This is a genomic window from Nocardiopsis sp. LDBS1602 (assembly GCF_035818715.1).
Lineage (GTDB): Bacteria > Actinomycetota > Actinomycetes > Streptosporangiales > Streptosporangiaceae > Nocardiopsis > Nocardiopsis alba.
The window spans coordinates 1-21,666 of sequence record NZ_JAYLVW010000012.1 but is presented as its reverse complement, the minus strand read 5'-3'; the positions used below and the strand labels follow the sequence as shown (position 1 = coordinate 21,666).

General features: G+C 69.7%; 18 protein-coding genes and 1 pseudogene. 16 read left to right on the top strand and 3 right to left on the bottom strand.

The window, feature by feature from the left end; all coding sequences use genetic code 11:
• Positions 1 to 176: 176 nt before the first annotated feature.
• The 6 genes from mihF to U9J66_RS24035 all read left to right on the top strand — a co-directional run bounded on the left by mihF (position 177) and on the right by U9J66_RS24035 (position 5,416).
• Positions 177 to 500, top strand: a complete 324-nt coding sequence (gene mihF, locus U9J66_RS24060; RefSeq protein ID WP_014909177.1) for an integration host factor, actinobacterial type — start codon at positions 177 to 179, stop codon at positions 498 to 500.
• Between the two features lie 326 nt (positions 501 to 826).
• Positions 827 to 1,417: a guanylate kinase gene (gmk, locus tag U9J66_RS24055; protein ID WP_017535136.1), complete on the top strand. Its 591-nt coding sequence runs from the start codon at positions 827 to 829 to the stop codon at positions 1,415 to 1,417.
• A 116-nt stretch (positions 1,418 to 1,533) separates the two neighbouring features.
• Entirely contained in the window at positions 1,534 to 1,800 is a 267-nt protein-coding gene (rpoZ, locus tag U9J66_RS24050) for a DNA-directed RNA polymerase subunit omega (protein ID WP_017535137.1), read from the top strand.
• A 118-nt stretch (positions 1,801 to 1,918) separates the two neighbouring features.
• Complete coding sequence (gene coaBC, locus U9J66_RS24045; protein ID WP_014909775.1) at positions 1,919 to 3,121, top strand: bifunctional phosphopantothenoylcysteine decarboxylase/phosphopantothenate--cysteine ligase CoaBC; 1,203 nt, start codon at positions 1,919 to 1,921, stop codon at positions 3,119 to 3,121.
• Between the two features lie 278 nt (positions 3,122 to 3,399).
• Positions 3,400 to 4,593 (top strand): methionine adenosyltransferase, encoded by a 1,194-nt coding sequence (gene metK / locus U9J66_RS24040; RefSeq protein WP_014912028.1) that lies wholly within the window; start codon positions 3,400 to 3,402, stop codon positions 4,591 to 4,593.
• 157 nt (positions 4,594 to 4,750) lie between these two features.
• On the top strand, positions 4,751 to 5,416 hold the full coding sequence (locus tag U9J66_RS24035) for a DUF11 domain-containing protein (RefSeq protein WP_161110181.1): 666 nt from the start codon (positions 4,751 to 4,753) through the stop codon (positions 5,414 to 5,416).
• 85 nt (positions 5,417 to 5,501) lie between these two features.
• On the opposite strand, the gene U9J66_RS24030 is transcribed toward U9J66_RS24035, so the two are convergent.
• Entirely contained in the window at positions 5,502 to 6,734 is a 1,233-nt protein-coding gene (locus U9J66_RS24030; protein ID WP_014912189.1) for a DUF349 domain-containing protein, read from the bottom strand.
• A 454-nt stretch (positions 6,735 to 7,188) separates the two neighbouring features.
• On the opposite strand from U9J66_RS24030, the gene U9J66_RS24025 reads away from it, so the two are divergent.
• Positions 7,189 to 7,872, top strand: a complete 684-nt coding sequence (locus U9J66_RS24025; RefSeq protein WP_326338833.1) for an MBL fold metallo-hydrolase — start codon at positions 7,189 to 7,191, stop codon at positions 7,870 to 7,872.
• Between the two features lie 188 nt (positions 7,873 to 8,060).
• The gene (gene aspS / locus U9J66_RS24020; protein ID WP_081536436.1) at positions 8,061 to 9,830 is read left to right on the top strand and encodes an aspartate--tRNA ligase; all 1,770 of its coding nucleotides are present in this window, start codon (positions 8,061 to 8,063) and stop codon (positions 9,828 to 9,830) included.
• 73 nt (positions 9,831 to 9,903) lie between these two features.
• Here aspS and U9J66_RS24015 read toward each other — a convergent pair whose 3' ends face one another.
• Positions 9,904 to 10,044 carry a hypothetical protein gene (locus U9J66_RS24015; protein WP_014911413.1) on the bottom strand — a complete coding sequence of 47 codons (141 nt, stop codon included), beginning with the start codon at positions 10,042 to 10,044 and terminating at the stop codon, positions 9,904 to 9,906.
• Between the two features lie 574 nt (positions 10,045 to 10,618).
• Between U9J66_RS24015 and U9J66_RS24010 the strand changes: the two genes are divergently transcribed.
• Positions 10,619 to 12,649: a SpoIIE family protein phosphatase gene (locus tag U9J66_RS24010; RefSeq protein ID WP_161110179.1), complete on the top strand. Its 2,031-nt coding sequence runs from the start codon at positions 10,619 to 10,621 to the stop codon at positions 12,647 to 12,649.
• Between the two features lie 46 nt (positions 12,650 to 12,695).
• Positions 12,696 to 14,060, top strand: a complete 1,365-nt coding sequence (locus tag U9J66_RS24005) for a replication-associated recombination protein A (protein WP_014911843.1) — start codon at positions 12,696 to 12,698, stop codon at positions 14,058 to 14,060.
• Between the two features lie 27 nt (positions 14,061 to 14,087).
• On the opposite strand, the gene U9J66_RS24000 is transcribed toward U9J66_RS24005, so the two are convergent.
• Entirely contained in the window at positions 14,088 to 15,665 is a 1,578-nt protein-coding gene (locus U9J66_RS24000; RefSeq protein ID WP_326338829.1) for a serine/threonine-protein kinase, read from the bottom strand.
• A gap of 391 nt (positions 15,666 to 16,056) precedes the next feature.
• Between U9J66_RS24000 and U9J66_RS23995 the strand changes: the two genes are divergently transcribed.
• From U9J66_RS23995 to U9J66_RS23970, 6 genes and pseudogenes are all read left to right on the top strand, one after another.
• Positions 16,057 to 16,449 carry a DUF948 domain-containing protein gene (locus U9J66_RS23995; protein ID WP_014908791.1) on the top strand — a complete coding sequence of 131 codons (393 nt, stop codon included), beginning with the start codon at positions 16,057 to 16,059 and terminating at the stop codon, positions 16,447 to 16,449.
• A complete protein-coding gene (locus tag U9J66_RS23990) occupies positions 16,446 to 16,736 on the top strand; it encodes a hypothetical protein (protein ID WP_161110177.1) in 291 nt (96 codons plus the stop codon). The genes U9J66_RS23995 and U9J66_RS23990 overlap by 4 nt, the downstream gene beginning before the upstream one ends.
• Positions 16,737 to 16,848: 112 nt before the next feature.
• A complete protein-coding gene (locus tag U9J66_RS23985; RefSeq protein ID WP_161112306.1) occupies positions 16,849 to 17,400 on the top strand; it encodes a hypothetical protein in 552 nt (183 codons plus the stop codon).
• Between the two features lie 300 nt (positions 17,401 to 17,700).
• Positions 17,701 to 20,367, top strand: a complete 2,667-nt coding sequence (gene alaS, locus U9J66_RS23980) for an alanine--tRNA ligase (RefSeq protein WP_326338828.1) — start codon at positions 17,701 to 17,703, stop codon at positions 20,365 to 20,367.
• Between the two features lie 547 nt (positions 20,368 to 20,914).
• A complete protein-coding gene (gene ruvX, locus U9J66_RS23975; RefSeq protein WP_014911016.1) occupies positions 20,915 to 21,403 on the top strand; it encodes a Holliday junction resolvase RuvX in 489 nt (162 codons plus the stop codon).
• Positions 21,400 to 21,666 (top strand): annotated as a pseudogene (locus U9J66_RS23970) (endolytic transglycosylase MltG); the annotation flags it as partial. The gene ruvX and the pseudogene U9J66_RS23970, both read left to right, overlap by 4 nt.

The window sequence follows — 21,666 nt, the reverse complement described above, 5'->3', positions numbered from 1 at the left end:
TCGGGACCTAAGTCCTGATTTTCGTCTCTGACCGCAATGGCCTGGTGACGGTGAGTAGTTCCTTCGATGAAATAGCCCTTGAAAGGGCACTTTACGTTGCCTAACAGGGGTCAGACCTACTAACTTGCGCAGGCGTCCGCCCTCTACAAACGAGTAGAAAACCGAGGTGACCCGGCGTGGCCCTTCCTCCCCTCACACCCGAGCAGCGCAGCGCGGCTCTCGAAAAGGCCGCCAAGGCCAGAAAAGAGCGCGCTGAGGTCAAGAACAAGCTGAAGAACGGTGGCATCTCGCTGTCCGAGGTGCTCGCCGACAGCCTCAAGGACGAGGTCATCGGCAAGATGAAGGTTTCGGCTCTGCTGGAATCCCTTCCCGGTGTCGGCAAGGTTCGCGCCAAGCAGATCATGGAGCGGCTCAACATCGCTGAGTCGCGCCGTGTCCGGGGCCTGGGTACCAACCAGCGTGCCGCCCTGGAGAGCGAGTTCGGCGACCTCACCAAGTAACGACCGAGTACGGTCGAGACACCGGACGGCGTGTCCCCCATAGACGCGTGACGGTCCCCCGCTCCCCGCGGGGGACCCGACGGTGAGGCATGTAACCCCGCGGCCGCGGTCGGCGGAACGGGTGGGCCCCAGGTCACACCCCGTCCGTCGCACCGCGGCCCGGTGGTATAAAGGGATCTTCCCGCGACCGTACGCGACACGCCCGCGGCGTGCGCGTGAGCCGTCCCCGCGGCGAGGCGCCGGATCACGAGGTGGGTTCCGGTGGCCGGCGATCGGCCGGTGGCCCGCCGCGCGGCGCAGACGCCGAATGGAAACCTGAGACTCACATGCCTGCGCAGAACGCGGACCAGTCCCGTCCCGTCGCCAAACGATTGACCGTCCTGTCCGGCCCCTCCGGGGTCGGCAAGAGCACGGTCGTCGCCCACCTGCGCGAGGTCGACCCCGACGTGTGGCTTTCGGTGTCGGTGACCACCCGCGCCCCCCGCCCCGGCGAGCGGGAGGGTGTTCAATACCACTTCGTCACCGACGAGGAGTTCGACCGTCTGATCGAACAGGGTGAACTCCTGGAGTGGGCCTGCTTCGCGGGCAACCGCTACGGCACTCCCCGCGGCCCCGTCCAGGAACGCCTGGACTCCGGGGTCCCCGTCCTGTTGGAGATCGAACTCCAGGGCGCCCGCCAGGTCCGGGAGTCCATGTCCGACGCTCTGCACGTCTTCCTCGCCCCGCCCTCCTGGGAAGAGCTGGTCCGCAGGCTCACCGGCCGGGGCACCGAGTCCGACGAGGTCATCCAGCGCAGACTGGAGGCGGCCAAGGTCGAGCTGGCCGCGGAGAAGGAATTCGACACGACCCTGGTCAATACGTCCGTACAGGAAGTGTGCGACGAGCTGCTAGCGTTGATGACCGCGCCCAAGGTGTGATAGCGGCCAGACCGGAACCGACCCTCCGGTCGCCCTCCGCCGGGCCCGACATCCGTCCCATCCGATCCACGTCACGGCTTCACGACGAGCCGGAGACCGTCCCTGGGGGTAACGAAGTGGCTGGTACCGAGCCCGTCGCCGAAGGCATCACCAACCCGCCGATCGACGACCTGCTGGAGTGCGTCGACAGCAAGTACAGTCTGGTCACCATGGCCTCCAAGCGGGCCCGACAGATCAACGCCTACTACGCCCAGCTGGGCGAGGGCCTGCTGGAGTACGTCGGCCCGCTGGTCGAGACCCAGGTCCAGGAGAAGTCCCTGTCCATCGCCCTGCGCGAGGTCAAGGCCGGCCTTCTCACGGCCGAGCCCTACGAGGGCAACTGAGCCTTCCCCGTCCCCGAGGGGGCGGACCGACCGCGCCCGTCGCACCCCCGCAGGGGGAGTGCGGCGGGCGCGGCCTGGTAGAACACTGGGTGTGAGTGACACAGAATCCCTTCCCCAGGTGGTCCTCGGCGTCGGCGGGGGCATCGCCGCCTACAAGGTGTGCGAGCTGCTGCGCCGGCTGACCGAGTCCGGTCACGGTGTCCAGGTCGTACCGACCGACGCCGCCCTGCGCTTCGTCGGCGAGCCCACCTGGGCGGCCCTGTCCGGCCGCCCCGTCGAGACCGGGGTGTGGGACCGGGTCCACGAGGTTCCGCACGTGCGGATCGGCCAGAACGCCGACCTCGTGTTCGTGGCCCCCGCCACCGCCGACATCATGGCCAAGGCCGCGGCCGGGATCGCCGACGACCTGTTGACCAACACCCTTCTCACCGCCCGCTGTCCGGTCGTGTTCGCTCCGGCGATGCACACCGAGATGTGGGAGCACCCCGCCACCCGGGCCAACGTGGAGACGCTGCGCTCGCGCGGGGCCGTCGTCCTGGAACCGGCCGTGGGCCGTCTCACCGGGGCCGACACCGGTCGCGGTCGACTGCCCGACCCCTCCGAACTGTTCGAGGCCGCCCGTCTGGTGCTGCGCCGCGGCGCGGTCGCCCCCGACCTGGCCGGCCGTCGCGTCGTGATCTCCGCCGGAGGCACCCGCGAGGCCATCGATCCCGTACGGTTCATCGGCAACCACTCCTCCGGACGGCAGGGCTACGCCTTGGCGCGTACCGCCGCGGCCCGGGGCGCCGACGTCACCCTGGTGGCGGCCAACGTCGACCTGCCCGATCCGGCGGGCGCGAGGGTGGTCCGTGTCTCCTCGGCGGTCGAACTGTCCGAGGCGATGGCGGCCGAACGCGCGGGCGCCGACGCCGTGGTCATGACCGCCGCCGTCGCGGACTTCCGCCCGGTCACCAGCGCCGCGTCCAAGATCAAGAAGTCCGGTGCGGCCCCGGCCCCCATCGAACTGGTCGAGAACCCCGACATCCTCGCCGGGCTGGTCGTCGACCGGGAACGGGAGGGGCTGGAGCAGACCATCGTGGGGTTCGCCGCCGAGACCGACGACGTGATCGCCAACGGTCGGGCCAAACTGGCCCGCAAGGGCTGTGACCTGCTCGTGGTCAACCAGGTCGGCGGGGGCCGGGCCTTCGGCACCGAGGACAACCAGGCCACGGTCCTGGCCTCGGACGGAGCCGTCGTGGACATTCCCACAGGCCCCAAGGAGGCGTTGGCCGATCGAGTCTGGGATCTGGTGGTCGAACGCCTCCCACGCGGGGCCCGCTGAGGTCACGAGAACCCTCGGAGCAGTGGGTCTTCGCCGGAATCCGGGAAAAATCCCCCGGTGCCACGCTGGATTCCTACCACCGAGTACGACACACTGCCAACGGGTGTCCGTTCGTGGTCGGCGACGCCGGTCACAGGGCGCCCGTCCCCACCGGTCCCATTAGAGTGGACGATAACCAACCGCGTCGGTCGGTATTGACCGCCCCCGGCAGGCAGCCGAGGACGTGCCGGAACCGCCGACACATGTCAGCCAGCAGCCGCTGCAAGGAGTCACGCAACGTGTCCCGCCGCCTTTTCACCTCCGAGTCGGTCACCGAAGGCCATCCCGACAAGATGGCCGACCAGATCAGTGACGCGATCCTCGACGCGATGCTCACCACCGATCCCGGCAGTCGGGTCGCGGTCGAGACGCTGATCACCACCGGTCAGGTCCACATCGCGGGTGAGGTCACCACCCAGACCTACGTCGACATCCCCGCCATCGTGCGCGAGAAGATCCTCGAGATCGGCTACGACTCCTCCGCCAAGGGGTTCGACGGTGACTCCTGTGGGGTCAACGTCTCCATCGACGCGCAGTCCCCGGACATCGCCCAGGGCGTCGACACCGCCTACGAGGCGCGTGTCGAGCACGAGGACGACGTCCTCAACCGCCAGGGCGCCGGCGACCAGGGCCTGATGTTCGGCTACGCCAACCGTGAGACCCCCGAGCTCATGCCGTTGCCGATCAAGCTGGCCCACGCGCTCTCCGAGCGGCTCTCCCAGGTCCGCCGGGACGGCACGGTGCCCTACCTGCGTCCGGACGGCAAGACCCAGGTCACGGTCGAGTACGAGGGCCAGACCCCGGTCCGCCTGGACACCGTCGTGGTCTCCAGCCAGCACTCCGCCGACATCAACCTCGAGGAGATGCTGACCCCGGACATCCGCGAGCACGTGATCGAGCCGGTCGTGGCCGCCTACGGTCTGGACTCCGACGACTACCGTCTCCTGGTCAACCCGACCGGTCGGTTCGAGATCGGCGGTCCGATGGGCGACGCCGGTCTGACCGGTCGCAAGATCATCGTGGACACCTACGGCGGCTACGCCCGTCACGGCGGTGGCGCCTTCTCCGGCAAGGACCCGTCGAAGGTCGACCGTTCCGCCGCCTACGCCACCCGTTGGGTCGCGAAGAACATCGTCGCCGCCGAGCTGGCCGAGCGCGCCGAGGTCCAGGTGGCCTACGCGATCGGCAAGGCCCACCCGGTGGGTGTGTTCATCGAGACCTTCGGCACCGAGCGGGTCGCTCCGGAGCTGATCGAGAAGGCCGTCAAGGAGGTCTTCGATCTGCGTCCGGCCGCCATCGTTCGCGACCTGGACCTGCTGCGTCCCATCTACTCCAAGACCGCCGCCTACGGTCACTTCGGCCGCGAGCTGGAGCAGTTCACCTGGGAGCGCGCCGACCGCGCCGAGGCGCTGCGGTCGTTCGTGGGCCACTAGGAGGAACACGTCGAGGGGCGGGCGTCCGTGAGGGCGTTCGCCCCTTCGGTGTGTTCCGGACATTCCCCGCATGGCGACTATCCAGCACCGGCTACAAAGTGTTATCACTTATGTACTTTTAGTTATTTGATATGTCGCTATGAGGAAGGGGAACATCATGGCCGTGCCGGCGACGATGTCGGCGGTCGCTCTGGCCGCGTTGATCGCCCTGCCCGGGCAACCGATCCCGGAGGAAGAGGGGCCGGTGCCGGGGGCCGGAGACCTCCACATCACCGTCACGGACGAGGCCGAGGACCGTCTGTCCCCCGGGGACCGGGTCGAGTACACCGTCAAGGTGCGCAACTCGGGCGGCGAGGCGCTCCCCGAGGCCCGGATCACGTCCTTCCTGCCCGACTCCATGCGCTACGTCGAAGCGGCCCCCGAAGGGGTCGAGACCGGACGCGCGACATGGGAACGGCCGCTGGAGGCGGGGGAGAGGGCCACGCTCACCATGACGGCCGAGGTCGTCGCGGTACCGGAGCGAGGAGCGCGGCCGGTCTCGACCGTCTGCCTCGCCCCCTCCGCCGAGGCCGCGCTGGTCTCCTGCGCCTCCTCCGTCCACCACGTACCGCGCCAGATCCCCCTGATGTGGATCGCCGCGGCCCTGGGCGCGGCACTGATCCTCGCGGTCGCGGCCGGTGGTCTCCTCCGTCTCCGGAGCGTCCGCCGTCCCCGACCCGAACCCGAGCCCGAACCGTCCGCCGAGCACGGCCCCGGAGAGGTGCCCGACATCCACGCCTTCCCGGGCCGGGCGTCCGTGCACCATCTGGACGCCCACCGCTGACCGGACCGGGGCCGGATACGCGAACGGGCCGCGCCACGAGGGATCGTGGCGCGGCCCGTCCGAGGTCGATCGGCGGGGGCCGGACTCAGCTCATCTCGTTCAGAGCCCGCTCGGCCTCGGCCAGCCAGGAACGACGCGCCTCCAGAGCGGCCTCGTGCTCCTTGATCCGACGGTCGTCACCGGCGGCGCGGGCCTTCTCCAACTTGGCCTCCAGCCCCTGGATCGCCGTCGAGAGCTGGTCGACGGTGTCCTTGGCCCGGGCGCGGGCCTCGGGGTTGGTACGCTCCCACTCGGCCTCCTCGGCCTTGCGGACCCCGTCCTCGATCTGCCGGAAGGCGCCCTCCAGACGGTCCCGGGTGTCGCGCGGCAGCTCGCCGGCCTCCTCCCAGGCCTCCTGGAAGTCGCGCAGACGGGCGCGGGCGCGCCGCGGATCCGAGATGGCCGGGATCTCCTCCCGGGCCTGCTCCAGGATCTTCTCCTTGGCCTCGGCGTTGACCCGCAGCTCGGCGTCACGCTCGGCGAACGTCGCGTTGCGCGCGTCGAAGAACGTGTCCTGGGCCGCCTTGAAACGGGCCCACAGCTTGTCCTCGCTGGCCCGATCGGCGCGGCCGCTCGCCTTCCACCGCTGCATCAGGTCGCGGTAGGCGCGGGCGGTGGGCCCCCAGTCGGTGGAGCCCGAGAGCGCCTCGGCCTCGGCGACGATGCGCTCCTTCTCGACGCGCACGCCCTCGCGCTGCTGGTCTAGGTTGGCGAAGTAGGCCTTGCGCCGCTTGGAGAAGGAGTTGCGGGCCGCGGACATGCGCTTCCACAGGGCCTGCTCGGTGGGGCGGTCCGCCCGAGGAGCCTTCTTCCACTCCTCGATCAGCTGGAGCATCCGCTCGCCACCGGACTTCCAGTGGGTGGTCTCGGCGGCGACGCGCTCGGCCTCGGCGACGATGCGCTCCTTGACCTCGCGGGCCTGGCCGCGGGCCTGCTCCTGGGCCTGCTTCTGCTCGACCTTGCGCTCCTGGGCGCGCTCGGTCAGCCGGTCCAGACGACCGAGCAGCGACTCCAGGTCGCCGACGGCGTTGGCGTCCGTGACCGACTCGCGCAGCTTCTCGATCGCGCTCATCGCCGTGGAGGCCGACAGATCGGTGCTGCGCAGTCGCTTCTCCAGCAGCTCCACCTGGGTCACCAGGGCGTCGTACTTGTTCCGGTAGAAGGCCAGGGCCTCCTCCGGCGCACCGGCCTGCCACGATCCGACGACCCGCTCGCCATCACCTGTGCGCACATAGACCGTGCCATCGTCGTCTACGCGGCCCCAAGGGTCCGTGGTCACCGTGTCCTCCTGCTGTCGTGAACCCGTCCGCGGGGGGTCGGGTTCGGGTCGTCGCGGCGATGTCCGAGCCTGTTCGTGATGGACACCACCGTGCCCCAGCACGATATCCCCACGTTCCGGTGGACAACGACGCGCCGTGTTCCGCGTCAACGCAGATCCTCGGGTCTGCCTCTCGTCCCGTGCGATCGGTCGGGCCCGGGCGCCTTCGAAAAAGGAGGCGCAGGTCGTGGGCCCGACGAGCACGGCGACGGTGACCAATATGGCATTACCACGCGGTTTGGCAAAGAGCCCGGGCGCGCGCGGTGATCGAATGGTGATCAAACGCGTTCTCATATGTGCTTTCGAGTGGCCGCCATCGCACCGTCTCGGTAGGCTCTCTCCCCACAGGAGGCCCGGGCCCGTCCGGTACGGGCGGCCCACCATCACGAACGACCCAGGACAGGACGACCACGCCGTGCTCATCGCCGCGCTCCCCAGCGGGCCGCTCTCAGCGAACTGTTACGTGATCGCACCGGCCCCGGGCGGCGACTGCGTCATCGTCGACCCCGGCCAGGAGGCCACCGGACAGGTGGACAAGGTCCTGGCCGAACACGAACTGACCCCCGCCGCGATCCTGCTCACCCACGGTCACTTCGACCACGTCTGGTCGGCCGCGGAGATCGGCGACGCCCACGAGGTCCCGGTGTACCTGCACGAGGCCGACCACGGTCTGCTGGAGGAGCCCGCCGCGGGGGTCGACGCCGGCTTCGCCGCCCAGCTCCGGATGCTGCTCGGCCCCGGCCCCTACCCGTCGCCCTCCGACCTGCGCCGGGTCGAGGACGGGGACACCCTGACCTCGGCCGGGATGGAGTTCGTCGTCGAACACACGCCGGGCCACACCCCCGGATCGGTCGTCTACACGGTGACCCCCGAGGACGGCATCCCCGTCATGTTCGCCGGGGACCTGGTCTTCGCCGGTTCGATCGGCCGCACCGACTTCCCCGGTGGGGACGCCGAGGCGATGAACGGCAGCCTGACCCGCTCGGTCCTGGCACGGCCCGACGACACCCGGATCCTGCCCGGGCACGGCCCCGGCACCACCGTGGAACGCGAGCGCGCCACCAACCCCTATCTGCGCGACATCGCCGACCGTTCCTGAGGGGACGGAGCGGCCCGACCGCTTCGCCATGTCGGCCCTTCGTCGCCCGGAACCGATCCTGGGGCCGGGCGGCGCGGTTGGCGGTAGGATTCCAGATGTTCAGGGGGCATGCCATGCCTTCAGCCGGGTCCGGAACCGGGCTCTCAGGCATCCTCACCCAGCTGTGTAGTTAGTGGACTTGGTAACTCATGCATCGTTACAGGACTCATACGTGTGGTCGGCTCCGTAAGGAGCACGTCGGGCAGCAGGTGCGCCTTTCCGGCTGGGTGCACAACCGCCGGGATCTGGGTGGTCTGCTCTTCGTCGATCTGCGTGACCACTACGGCGTCACCCAGCTCATGGCGCGCCCCGAGTCCCCGGTCTTCGAGCAGCTCAGCCGTCTCCCCAAGGAGACGGTGGTCCGGGTGACGGGCCAGGTCGCCGCGCGCAGCCAGGAGAACGTCAACCCCAACCTGCCCACCGGCGAGATCGAGATCGAGGCCGAAGAGGTCGAGGTCCTCGGCAGCACCGAGGAACTCCCCCTGACGGTCTTCCCCGAGGACAACACCTCCGAGGAGCGCCGGCTGACCTACCGCTTCCTGGACCTGCGCCGGGAGCGGATGCACCGCAACATCATGCTGCGCTCGCAGGTGGTGGCCTCCATCCGCAAGAAGATGACGGACCTGGGCTTCAACGAGTTCCAGACCCCCATCCTCACCAGCTCCAGCCCCGAGGGCGCCCGCGACTTCCTGGTGCCCTCGCGTCTGCACCCGGGCGAGTTCTTCGCGCTGCCCCAGGCGCCGCAGCAGTTCAAGCAGCTGCTCATGGTCTCCGGCTTCGACCGCTACTTCCAGATCGCGCCCTGCTTCCGCGACGAGGACAGCCGCGCCGACCGTTCGCCGGGCGAGTTCTACCAGCTCGACGTCGAGATGAGCTTCGTCGAGCAGGAGGACGTCTTCGAGGTCATCGAGAAGGTCATGACCGACGTCTTCCGTGAGTTCTCCGAGGGTTGGGAGATCACCTCCCCGTACCCGCGGATCGCCTTCCGGGACGCCCTGGAGTGGTACGGCACCGACAAGCCCGACCTGCGCGTGCCGATGAAGATGCTCGACGTCACCGCCCTCTTCGACAAGACCGACTTCCGCGCCTTCGCGGGCAAGAAGGTCCGCGCGCTGGCGGTGCCCGAGGTCGGCGACAAGCCGCGCAAGTTCTTCGACGGCATCGGCGACTACGCCGTCGAGCAGGGCGCCAAGGGTCTGGCCTGGCTCAAGGTCGGCGAGAACAACGAGCTCACCGGTCCGATCGCCAAGTTCGTCACCGAGATCGAAGAGGAACTGCTGACCACCCTGGGCGCGGGCCCCGGGTACGGGCTGTTCTTCTGCGCCAGCGAGGACGACGCGGAGATCAACCGCATCATGGCCCCGGTCCGGGTCGAGGCCGGTCGGCGCGCGGGGCACTTCGCGGAGAAGTGCTACCGCTTCTGCTGGATCGTGGACTTCCCGATGTTCGAGCGCTCCGACGAGGGCCACATCGAGTTCAGCCACAACCCCTTCTCCATGCCCCAGGGCGGGATGGACGCGCTGGAGAACCAGGACCCGCTGGACATCCTCGCCTGGCAGTACGACATCGTCTGCAACGGCGTCGAGCTGTCCTCCGGCGCGATCCGGAACCACTCGCCCGAGATCATGTACAAGGCCTTCGAGATCGCCGGCTACGACAAGGAGACCGTCGAGGAGGAGTTCGGCGGCATGCTCAAGGCCCTGAAGTTCGGTGCCCCGCCGCACGGCGGCATCGCGCCCGGGATCGACCGCATCGTCATGCTCCTGGCCGACGAGCCCAACATCCGCGAGACGATCGCCTTCCCGCTGAACCAGAACGCCCAGGACCTGATGATGGGCGCGCCCGCCCAGGTCTCGGAGCAGCAGCTGCGCGACGTCCACATCCGGACCGTCCTGCCTCCGGAGACGAAGAAGAAGTAGGACCGCTCACTCCGGTCCCACCGGGGCGGTGCGCGGGTCGACCCGTGTACCGCCCCGTCGTCGTGGAGAGGGCTCAGCGCTTGACCCCTCCGCACTGTTGGCAGCAGATGTCCTCGTCGTCGGGGTTGCTGTGGCTACAGAGCCGGCAGGTCCAGTTCCGGGTGATGCCGTCGAGGGGGATCCTCGGGACGGGATGGCGGGATACAGGGTGCATGCGCGTCCTCGTTGGGTTCGGCGAGTTCTCCGCTTCAGGTTCGGTGCCCGTAATGACCTTCCTTTGAACTTTCCACATTCGGTCACCGAGGTGAAAGCGGTGATTAAAGGGTCAAAGAACCCGACCGGAATGGGGAAGTGCGGCGAGCTCGGATGCGGCCGGGGCCGCCATCCCCTACGGTTGAGGGCGAATCACCCTCCCACACCGTGAATCGCACGCGTCCTGGAGTGAAGACGGTGCATCAGTGGTATCCACCCCATTCGAGGGTGAGGTGGGAATGGAGTGCATTTGTGCGCCACCGAGTCACGCGAGCGTAACGATTCATGCCTCGAGGTCGGCCGGGAGCGAGCCCGAGGAAGGAATCGACCGTAAATCCACCGCGTCGTCGGACGGTCGACACCGGTAGGGCGAGGTGGCGCGACCGAGGGGAGAGGGACACCGGCGTGTCCGCCCCGGCCCCTACCCGGGCCGGGTCTGCTTTCGGACATTACAATGAGCCGAATCGGAACGTTCCAGGGGTGACCGCGCCTGAGCGCGGATGTGACGTCCGAGACGACATGAGGATGAGTCATACGTGAACGGAAAAAGCGCTTCAGGCGATGGCTCCGAGGCTGTTCTCGCGGGGGCCTTCCGCCACGCTCCGGAGCCCATGGCCCTGACCGCGGCGGACGGCGTGATCCGGCACGCCAACCACGCGTTCACCGAACTGTTCGGGCGTGACGCCGACGAATTGATCGGAACGGCCTGGTTCGCGCTCTTGGACGCCGAGGAGGCCGAACGCGGGGCCCGCGCCCAGCACAAGGCCCTCGCCGGGGAACCCCGTCGTGTCCGTCTCCGGCTGTCCGTCACCGACAAGTTCTCCCAGATGGTCGAGGTCCAGATCCGGCCCCTGCGGGAGGAGCCCGGACCGGAGTCGGTGGTCGTCCTGTTCCACACCCTCTCGACCGAGGAGGCGGATCTGCGGGTCGTCGGCGACCTGCGCACGGACAACTCCGATTCCGTCCTGTGGAGCCTGGACCTGGGATCCGGCCGGATCCGCGAACTGTTCGGCCCCACCCCGCTCGGCTCCCTCCTGGCCGGGAACGACGGGGACCTGGAGAGCATCCTGGAACGCATCCACCCCGACGACACCGCCCGGGTGCGCGACGCCATGTCCGCCTCCTTCGCCGGACGCGACTACGAACAGCGCTTCCGGGTCTTCGACCGTCTGGGCGACGAGCGCTCCCTGCACGTGCGCGCCCGTTACGTCCCGGGCGACCCCGCCAGATTGGTCGGGATCGTCGACGACGTCACCGAACACGTCCAGCTGGTGCGCAGGCTCGCCGACCGTCGCCGCACCGAGGCCGAACACGGTCGTCTGGTCACCGAGCTGTCCTCCAAACTCGTCTCGGCCACCACCGTGGACAAGGTCATGGACCTGCTCAGCGAGGAGTTCCTGCCCATCTTCGGCGGCTTCAGCGCGGCCGCCCTCTACGTCGACGACGGGGTGCTGCGCGCCTCGCCCAGCGCGTTGGAACGCGGCAACGTCACCCGGATAGACGGTCGTCGCGCCGACGACACCGACTACCCGATGGGCGCCGTCATCCAGGACCGCCAGCCCCGGTTCTTCGAGAGCCGCGCCGAGATCGTCAGCCGTTTTCCCGCCGCCGTCGAGATGATGCGCTCCATACGCGGTCAGGCCTGGGCCACCGTGCCGATCTTCGGGGACGGCAAGGTCGCCCTCGGCGTGTGGCAGATGGTGTGGGACCGCCCCCACCACGCCAGCCGCGACGAGCGCGCCCTCATGCTCACCTTCGCCGGGCTGGCCGGACAGGCCCTCCAGCGGATCAAGGCCCAGCAGGCCGAACTGGAGCTGGCCGACGCGGTCCAGCGACGCATGCTGCCCCGCCAGGTCGCCAGCTTCCCCGACATGGACATCGCCACCAAGTACCTGCCCTCGCGGGCCGAGTGGCGGATCTGCGGCGACTTCTACGACGTCATAGAACTGCCCGACAACAAGGTGGGGCTGCTCGTCGGCGACGTCCAGGGTCACGGTGTCGAGGCGGCGGCCGCCATGGGGCAGATCCGTGTGGCCTTCCGCGCCTACGCCACCAACCAGTCCGACCCCGGTGTCGTCCTCGGCGAGACCAACCGGTTGCTCACCGAGACCGGTGAGATCGTCTTCGCCACCTGCGGCTACCTGGTGGTCGACCGTGGGAGCGGTGTCATGCAGGCGGCCTGGGCCGGACAGCCCCCGGCGGTCCTGGCCACCCAGGGCTCCTACGAACTGTGGTCGCCCGAGACCGGACCGCCCCTGGGGGTCCTGCCCGACACCGAGTACACCGTCACCACGCGGGTGCTGGCCCCGGGGACGACTCTGCTGCTGTGCTCCGACGGGCTCGTGGAGAGCTCGGAGGTGACCATGCAGGACGGCCTGGCCCAGGTGGGGGAGGCCCTCGCCGAGCACGGTGAGGACCCCACGGCCGCGGCCCAGGTCCTGGCGGAGATGGCACCGGCCGGACGCGGTGACGACATCGCCCTGTTGATCACCCGGATGACCCCGCGCGCCACGCCCCCGCCCGAACAGGCCGAGAGCCCCGAGAACCTCTCGGTCTCCCCCGGCTGATCCCGGGACGGCCGGAGCCGCCCACGGTCTCGCCTACTCTGGGTGGGTGTCCGAAACACTGTTCGACGATGCCGGTGCCGAGGCGGCCAGGGGACAGGAGCCGCTGGCCGTGCGCATGCGGCCCCGTACCCTCGACGAGGTCGTGGGCCAACGTCACCTGCTGGGCGAGGGCAGCCCGCTGCGCCGCCTGGTCGAGGACGACGCGCCCATGTCCGTCTTCCTCTGGGGCCCTCCCGGCACCGGAAAGACCACGCTGGCCACCGTCGTCAGCCGGGTGACCCGACGTCGCTTCGTGGAGCTGTCGGCGGTCAACGCCGGGGTCAAGGACGTGCGCGCCGTCGTCGACGAGGCCAAACGCCGCATGGGTATGAACGGCACGCGCACCCTGCTGTTCGTGGACGAGGTCCATCGCTTCAACAAGACGCAGCAGGACGCCCTGCTGCCCGCGGTGGAGAACCGTTGGGTCAGCTTCATCGGCGCCACCACGGAGAACCCCTTCTTCTCGGTGGTCAGCCCCCTGCTGTCCCGCTCGCTCCTGCTCTCCCTGGAGTCGCTCGACGACGATGACGTCCGGGCCCTGGTCGAGCGGGCGCTCGTCGACGAACGTGGGCTGGAGGGGCGCCACACCCTCACCGAGGAGGGTTTCGAGCACCTCGTGCGACTGGCGGGGGGCGACGGACGCCGATCACTGACCTACCTGGAGGCGGCCGCCCTGGTGGCGGGCCCGCCCACCTCCTCCGGCGACGAGACGTCCGAGGAACGGGCTCCGGTGGAGATCACCGCCGCCCACGTGGAACGCGCCGTCGACCGCCACGCGGTCCGCTACGACCGCTCCGGCGACCAGCACTACGACGTGATCAGCGCGTTCATCAAGAGCATGCGCGGCTCCGACCCCGACGCGGCCCTGCACTACCTGGCCCGCATGGTGGAGGCGGGGGAGGACCCCAGGTTCATCGCCCGGCGCCTGGTCGTGCACGCCAGCGAGGACGTGGGCATGGCCGATCCCACCGCTCTACAGACCGCGGTCGCGGCGGCCCAGGCGGTCGAGCTCATCGGTATGCCCGAGGCCCGGATCAACCTGGCCCAGGCGGTCGTCCACATCAGCCTGGCCCCCAAGTCCAACGCGATCATCACCGCCATCGACGAGGCCATCGCGGACGTGCGCGCCGGCCGGGCCGGCCCCGTCCCCGCCCACCTGCGCGACGCCCACTACAAGGGCGCTGCGGACCTCGGACACGGACAGGGCTACCGCTACGCGCACGACTTCCCCGGCGGGGTGGCGCCGCAACGGCACGCTCCTGACGGGCTCACCGAACGCGAGTACTACCGGCCCACGCGGCACGGCACGGAACGCCGGTTGGGCGAGGTCCTACAGAGGATCAAGGAGGTGCTCCGGGGCGGCGACCGCTGATCCGGAACACGCTCCCTCCGGGCGGGATCAGTCCGCGAACAACTCGGTCACCCGGACGACCTCACGGGGGCCGTCCTCGTCCTCGTCCTCGTCCTCGGCGAAGGTGATCTCCACGATCATCACCGGACCCCAGGTCAGATGGTCGATGAGGTCGGCGCCGGTCTGCTTCCAGGTGCCTCGCGCCTCCTCGTCGAGGAAGACGTGGTCGGGAGCGGCGCAGAACCTGGCGCACAGGACCTCGGCGTCGGGACGGATGACGGCCTCGCCCGGATCGCCCGCCTCCTCCCACTGCTCGGCCCAGGCCTCGTGGGAGGGCACACCCTGACCGCGCGGGATCTCTCCCTCCCGGGAGACCGGCGTGTACACCCAGGCACGCTCCTCGACCCCGGGCTCGGGCTCCTCCTGCTCGGCCGGATCGAAGCGGACCACGAGGGTCGAGGGGGCCTCCTCGACCGTCTCCCCGGTGTCCTCGGCGACCTCGGTGTCCTCCTCCTCGGAGACCGGATCCGCCTCGGCGCCGCCGACGAACAGTCGGGAGACCCCCCAGACGGCGCCACCGATCAGGACCAGGGCCAGACCGGCCGCGCTCAAGAGGAAGAGGGTCCGGCCGGATCGCTCTCGAGGGGCGCGCCCCTCCAATCGGATCACCTCGGGTACCCGGGCGGGCGGCTCCACCGCGTGCCACTCACGGGCCAGGGCGCGGTTGATCTCCTCGCGGTCGCCGGGGGAGGGGGAGACGTCCTCATCGATGTTCTCCGCCCGCCAGACGGCGATGACCGCGCCGATCACCTCGCGCAGGCCCGGCCTGCGCGAGGGGTCGGGATCCAGGGCCCGTTCCACCACCGGCCGGAGTCCTTTGTGGAGGCTCTCCAGTTCGAACGACCCCGCCGCCGCGCGCTCGGCGATCTCCTCGGGTTCACCCGTGCCGAAGGGCAGCCGTCCGGTCCCGGCGAAGGCCACGACCGCGCCCCAGGCGAACACGTCCGCGGCGGCCGTCGCGGGCCCGCCCCGGTAGCGTTCGGGGCTCAGCCACGTGGCGCCCGATCCGCGCAGACGCTCGGCGTCGGCGGCGACGGCGCACTCCATGATGTGCGGTCCACGCGATTCCAGGAGGATCTCGCTCGGGCGGAGCGAACCGTGGTGCACCCCGCGCCCGTGCAGGGAGGCCAACCCCTCGGCGACGCCGATGGACAGCGCGATCAGTTTCCCGAATCCCAGGCCGCCCCGCTTGGTCACGTAGTGGGAGAGCCGCTCTCCGGCCAGGTAGGACATGGCCAGCCAGGGCGGGTCGGCGTGGGCGTCGAAGGTCAGAGGGGTGACCACGCGCTCGGGATCGACCGAGGAGAGCCGTCGTAGACGCTCGGCCAGGCCCGGGAAGGGGTTCTTCCGGTCGGGGGCGAGGTTCTTCAGCGTCTTCACGGCGATCAGTCGGTCGCCGGCGTTCTGGGAGGAGGCGTCCACCGCGGCGTAGACCGTACCGGTGGACCCCTGGCCGAGACGCCCCAGGACCAGGTAGGGGCCGATCCGAGACGGGTCGTCCGGATAGAGGGGGGCGAGATCCGGGGGTACCAGTACGGAGATCTCTCGGCGAGAACGAGGGCTCATGGGTGTCCTGTCGGTGCTGCCGGGCCTGTGGAAGGCTGGTGTCCGGACATCGTAGTGAAGATCCCGCTCTGTAATGATTCCCATTCGGAAGTTCGGGAGGAGAGACGAGTATCCCGCCTCTCGACGGCGATCGAGAACATCGACACCGATCTCCGCATCGGGCCGGGGCACGCCGTGGCGTACCCGCGCGTCCCACCGAGTGACACGATAGGGTCGGCCGAAACCGGCCCGTTCCCCGGCCCGTTCCGGGCTCGGCATCGGACACGGCCGGGGAACCCGCGTCGGGTACGGCCCGGTCCCCCACCCCTCGTGTGCCCTGTGGGCGCCTCGCACGCTCCTGGCACGCTCGCACACCCTCGAAGCAACCCTGCTATCTGCCTACGGAGCCTCAATGCTGACCGGAGGAGAGGTCGCCGCGCTCGTCGCCGCGGTGGTCTGGGCGGTGCTGGCCACGTTCCTGTGCGTGGCGCTCGTCAAACTGATCAAGCTCATCAACGAGACCACCAAGGTCGTCTCCGAACTGGGCGAACGGACCCCGCCGCTGCTGGACGACGTGGCCTCCACCGTGGAACGGACCCAGAACTCCCTGGAACGGGTCGAGGAGATCACCGCCAACGTGCAGGCCTCCTCCGAGGACGTCTCCACGATGACCGCGCTGACCCGTTCGGTGTTCACCGGCCCCCTGGTGAAGGTCGCCTCGTTCTCCTACGCCCTGCGTCGTGTCCTGGGGCGCAGGAAGGCCCTGGCCGTCATGCGGGGCAGCCGTCGGAAGGCCGACGGATGATCGGCCGACTGTTCTATCTCGCCGCCGGCGCCGTCGTCGGCGGCTACGTGGTCCACCGCGTCAACCGCGCGCGCAACGCCCTGACCCCCGGAGGGATCGCCGAACGGGTGGAGGGCCGCGTCGGCGAGTACAAGGGCGCCCTGCGCGAACTCAACGAGGACCTTGCCGAGGCGGTCCGTCAGGAGGAGGACGAGCTGCTCAGGCGGTACGCCTCGGGTCCGGAACGTCGGCTCCCGCGTGGCGGTACCCCCTCCGAGTCCGAGGGGCGGGAGCGTCCGCGCCTCTGACCGCCCTCCGGGAGCGGCGGACGACCGGGATCGTCTCCTCCCCGACCTCTATGGGTACAGAACCTTCTAGAAGGTTTCGGTGCAACCGTTGGATCGGACGGAGGCGTACATCATGTATCCGCCGCAACCGCCGGGCGGCCCTTACCAGGGGGAGCCGGGCCCGTACCCGCCGGGAGGGCCGCCGCCGGCCCCCGCCATGCCCGGCACCGCGATCACCGTGCGCGTCCTGATGTTCGTCGGCGGCGCCTGCGGTCTGCTCCTCGGCCTCCTCATGTGGGGGGTCGCGGGACTGGCCGCCGGCGGCGGAGACGTGGGCAGGGAGTTCCTGCGCGGGATGCAGGAGAACGGACTGCCCCTGACGGCCTCCGAGGCCGGGGCCCTCTTCGGGCTCCTGGGACTGATCCCGTTCGTCTACGGCGTCCTGTCCATCGTGCTCGCGTCGCTGATGGGGCGTCGCAGCGCGGCGATCCTGTGGACGATCGTGGTCTTCCACATCCTGGCCGCCCTGATCCTGCTGTTCTCCATCGTGACCGGTGGATTCGGCGCGATCGTCCCGCTGCTCTTCGCGATCGGGATGATCGTCCTGATGCTCCTGCCGATCACACGCGCCTACTACGGACTCGGTACGGCCGGAGCCGGGCCGCCGGGACCCGGGGTCCACTGATCGAGGACACGCGAGGCGACGACCACGAAGGGCCGCACCCCGGGGTGCGGCCCTTCCGCGTTCACGGGCGGCGGAGCCCCGACGGTAAGGGCGCACCACCCGACGGCGATAGCCTGGGGGAACAAGTGGACCGCCGCCGTTGTCAACGATGACGGACCCCCGGTGGTCGAGACGAAACCATGCACGCGCGCGTGGCGGTTCCCTCTACGATGGGCCCCTATCGACCACGCGTGATCACGGTCCCGTGAAGGGACACGACGTCGCCACAGCAGCGGCGGAGCCAAGCACAGGAGGGCATCAATGGAGACGGCAGAGATCGTGCGCCGCTTCCTCGGTTTCTTCGAGAAGAAGGGACACACCGTGGTGCCCTCGGCAAGCCTGATCGCCGAGGACCCGACCCTGCTGCTGGTACCGGCGGGCATGGTCCCCTTCAAGCCCTACTTCCTGGGCCAGCGCACGCCCTCCTACGACACGGCCACCAGCGTGCAGAAGTGCATCCGGACCAAGGACATCGAGGAGGTCGGCAAGACCTCCCGGCACGCCACCTTCTTCCAGATGCTCGGCAACTTCTCCTTCGGCGACTACTTCAAGGAGAGGGCCATCCCGCTGGCCTGGGAACTGGTCACCTCCCCCGTCGAGGAGGGCGGCTTCGGCATCGACCCGGAGCGCCTCTGGGTCACGGTCTACCTCGACGACGACGAGGCCGAGCGGATCTGGCGCGAGGACGTCGGGGTCGACCCCGAACGCATCCAGCGCATGGGCAAGGAGGAGAACTACTGGGACATGGGCGTGCCCGGCCCCTGTGGTCCCTGCTCCGAGATCTTCTACGACCGCGGCCCCGAGTACGGGGTCGAGGGTGGACCCGCGGCGGACGAGAACCGCTACATCGAGATCTGGAACCTCGTCTTCATGCAGTACGAGCGGGGTGAGGGCAGCGGCAAGGACTACCCGATCCTCGGCGAGCTGCCCAAGAAGAACATCGACACCGGCATGGGTCTGGAGCGCCTGGCGGCGGTCCTCCAGGGCGTCGACAACATCTACGAGACCGACATCATCGGTCGGGTGCTCCACCGCGCCGCGGAGCTGACCGGCTCCGTCTACGGCGATGACCACGAGCGCGACGTGATGCTCCGCGTGGTCGCCGACCACGTCCGCAGCGCCGTCATGCTCGTCGGCGACGGCGTCAAGCCGGGCAACGAGAAGGCCGGATACGTGCTGCGCCGCATCCTGCGCCGCTCCATCCGCAACCTGCGCCTGCTCTCGGGCACCGACACGTTCTTCCTGCACGATCTGACCGCCGTCAGCATCGACGCGATGAAGGACATCTACCCCGACCTGCTGGACAAGGCCGACGTCGTCCACGGTGTGATCGACACCGAGGAGAGGAACTTCGCCGACACCCTGCGCGCGGGCACCACCCTGTTCGGTCGCGCGGCCGAGCGCACGCGTGCCCAGGGGGGCACGGTCTTCTCCGGCGCCGACGCCTTCCAGCTCCACGACACCTACGGTTTCCCCATCGATCTCACCCTGGAGATGGCGGCCGAGCAGGGGCTGAGCGTGGACGAGACCGCCTTCCGCGAGCTCATGCAGCGCCAGCGCGACACGGCCAAGGCCGACGCCAAGGCCAAGAAGCTCGGCAACGCCGACATCTCCCTGTACGCCGGCCTGCACGAGAACGCCGGTGACACCGACTTCCTCGGCTACAGCGACACCGAGAGCGAGTCGAGCGTGCGCGGGATCGTCGTCGACGGCGAGGGCGTGCCCTCGGCCAAGGAGGGCGACAAGGTCGAGATCGTGCTGGACCGCACCCCGTTCTACGCCGAGAGCGGTGGTCAGATCGCCGACACCGGCACCCTGACCGTGGACGGGCGCGGGGTGGTGGACGTCGAGGACGTCCAGAAGCCGCTGCCCGGCCTGTTCATGCACCGCGGCACCGTGCGTTCGGGAGAGATCGTCCTGGACGACGCGGTGCGCGCGCGGATCGACGTCGACCGTCGTCGGGCGATCGAACGCTCCCACTCCGCGACCCACCTCATCCACTCGGCGCTGCGCAACGCGCTGGGCCCCTCCGCCGGACAGGCGGGTTCGGAGAACCGCCCCGGCCGACTGCGCTTCGACTTCACGGCCGACAACGCCCTGGGCGCCGAGCGCATCAACGAGGTCGAGGAGGAGGTCAACACCGTCCTGTCCGACGACATCGCGGTGCGGACCGAGGAGAAGAGCCTCGACGAGGCGCTCGACATGGGCGCTCTGGCCATGTTCGGCGAGAAGTACGGCGACCGTGTGCGCGTGGTCGAGATGAGCGACTACTCGATCGAGCTGTGCGGTGGTACGCACGTGGGGTCCACCTCCAGGCTCGGCATCGTCAAGCTGTTGGGGGAGTCCTCCATCGGTTCGGGCGTTCGCCGTGTCGAGGCGGCCGTGGGCGCGGACGCCTTCAAGCGCCTGTCCAAGGAGTCGGCGCTGGTCGGTCAGCTCTCCGAGCAGCTCAAGACGCCGCGCGAGGAGCTCCCCGAGCGGATCGACGCCATGGTCTCCCGTCTGCGTTCGGCGGAGAAGGAGATCGAGAGGCTGCGCGCGGCCCAGGTGCTCCAGGCCGCGGGCGAGATCGCCTCAGGTGCCCGCCGGCACGGTTCGGCCCTGGTCGTGGCGACCGAGGCGCCCGAAGGCGCCTCCGGCGACGACCTGCGCAAGCTGGTGCTGGACGTTCGCGGCCGGCTCGGCGAGGAGGAGCCCGTCGTCGTCGCGATGACCGCGGTCCCCAAGGACCGTCCCGTCGTGGTGGTCGCCGCGAACAAGGCCGCGCAGAAGGCCGGGATCAAGGCGGGCGAGCTGGTCGGCGTGGCCGCCCGCGCCCTCGGCGGCGGTGGCGGCGGTAAGCCGGACATCGCCCAGGGCGGCGGCAGCGACCCGGCCAAGGCCGACGAGGCCCTGCGCGCGGTCGAGGCCCGGGTGGCCTCCTTCTGACCCCGTGGGTGTTCTCCGCGCGGCCCTCGACCGGCCGCGCGGAGTAGCCGGACGAACGTACCGGGGCCGTCCGTGGCACGGACGGCCCCGAACGAACGGGTGGTGTCGGTCACCTCGTCGACGTCGTCGTCCCTCTTCGCGGGGGACGACGACGCCGGCCTGCGCTCCGCCGCCACCCCTTTCTCCGGACGCGTCGCCCGAGAACGGACACCCCTCGTGAACGCTCCTCCACCTCCCCCGGGGCCGGGGTGACCTACACTCGGACGGTACGTGTCCGCCTCGGGCCCCGACGTGATCGGCCCGTCGGGGAACCGACGCCCGATCCGCCGGCTCCGCGAGGGGAAGGTCCACGTCCCGGGCTGCGCGCCGTCATCGAATCGGGCATACTGTGGCGCGTCACAGCCGATCACATGGCTTTCTGCGCGGCGATTCCCGCGATCCAGATGATGAACAGGACCACCGTGTTGAGGTTTTCCCGACAGCGGTGCTGTGCCGTCGACCGCACAGCTCCTCTGAGCAATGCCCCCGCCCGGGGGGAGACGTCCTCGTGAGACACGGTGTACGCCTGGCGATCGACCCTGGTAACGCGCGCATCGGGGTCGCGGTCAGCGATCCGAGCGGTATGCTCGCCAGCCCTGTGGAGACGGTCCCGCGCGGTCGTGGGGACGTCGAGCGCATCGCCGTCCTCGTTCTGGAACGGGAGGCCCGCGAGGTCATCGTGGGCTACCCTGCATCACTGTCCGGCAAGGAGGGGCCCGCGGCCCGGTCCTCCCGCGAGTTCGCGCACTCCTTGGCCCGACTCCTCGCCCCCGTCCCCGTCAGGCTCGTGGACGAACGGCTCACCACGGTGACCGCGCAAGGGCACCTGCTCTCCGGCGCGTCCTTCGGTCGGAAGGGGGCCAAAGGCGGTCGTGCCCGCCGTTCCGTCATCGACCAGGCGGCGGCCACCGTGCTTTTGCAGAGCGCCTTGGACCAGGAACGGTCGACAGGCCACCCTCCGGGCGAGATCGTCCGTGCCAGCCAGGGAGATTCATGACCGACAGGGATGACTACCCCGATAGTCCCTACCGTGGCCGTGCCGACCGTCAGGACGGCTACGACTACGACCCGCTCACCGATCCTCTTCCCACGCAACCCCCGTCGCGTGGCCGTAGGGCTCGGCCCGAGCCGGCTCCGAACCCCTGGGCGGAGCCCCCGGCCGCCGCCCGTCGCGCGGGGCCGCCCACCGGCGACATCCCCGGTGGCCCCCCGGCCCCCGGCCGCCGACGCAGGCCCGGGCCGCCCGCCGAGGGCGAAGCG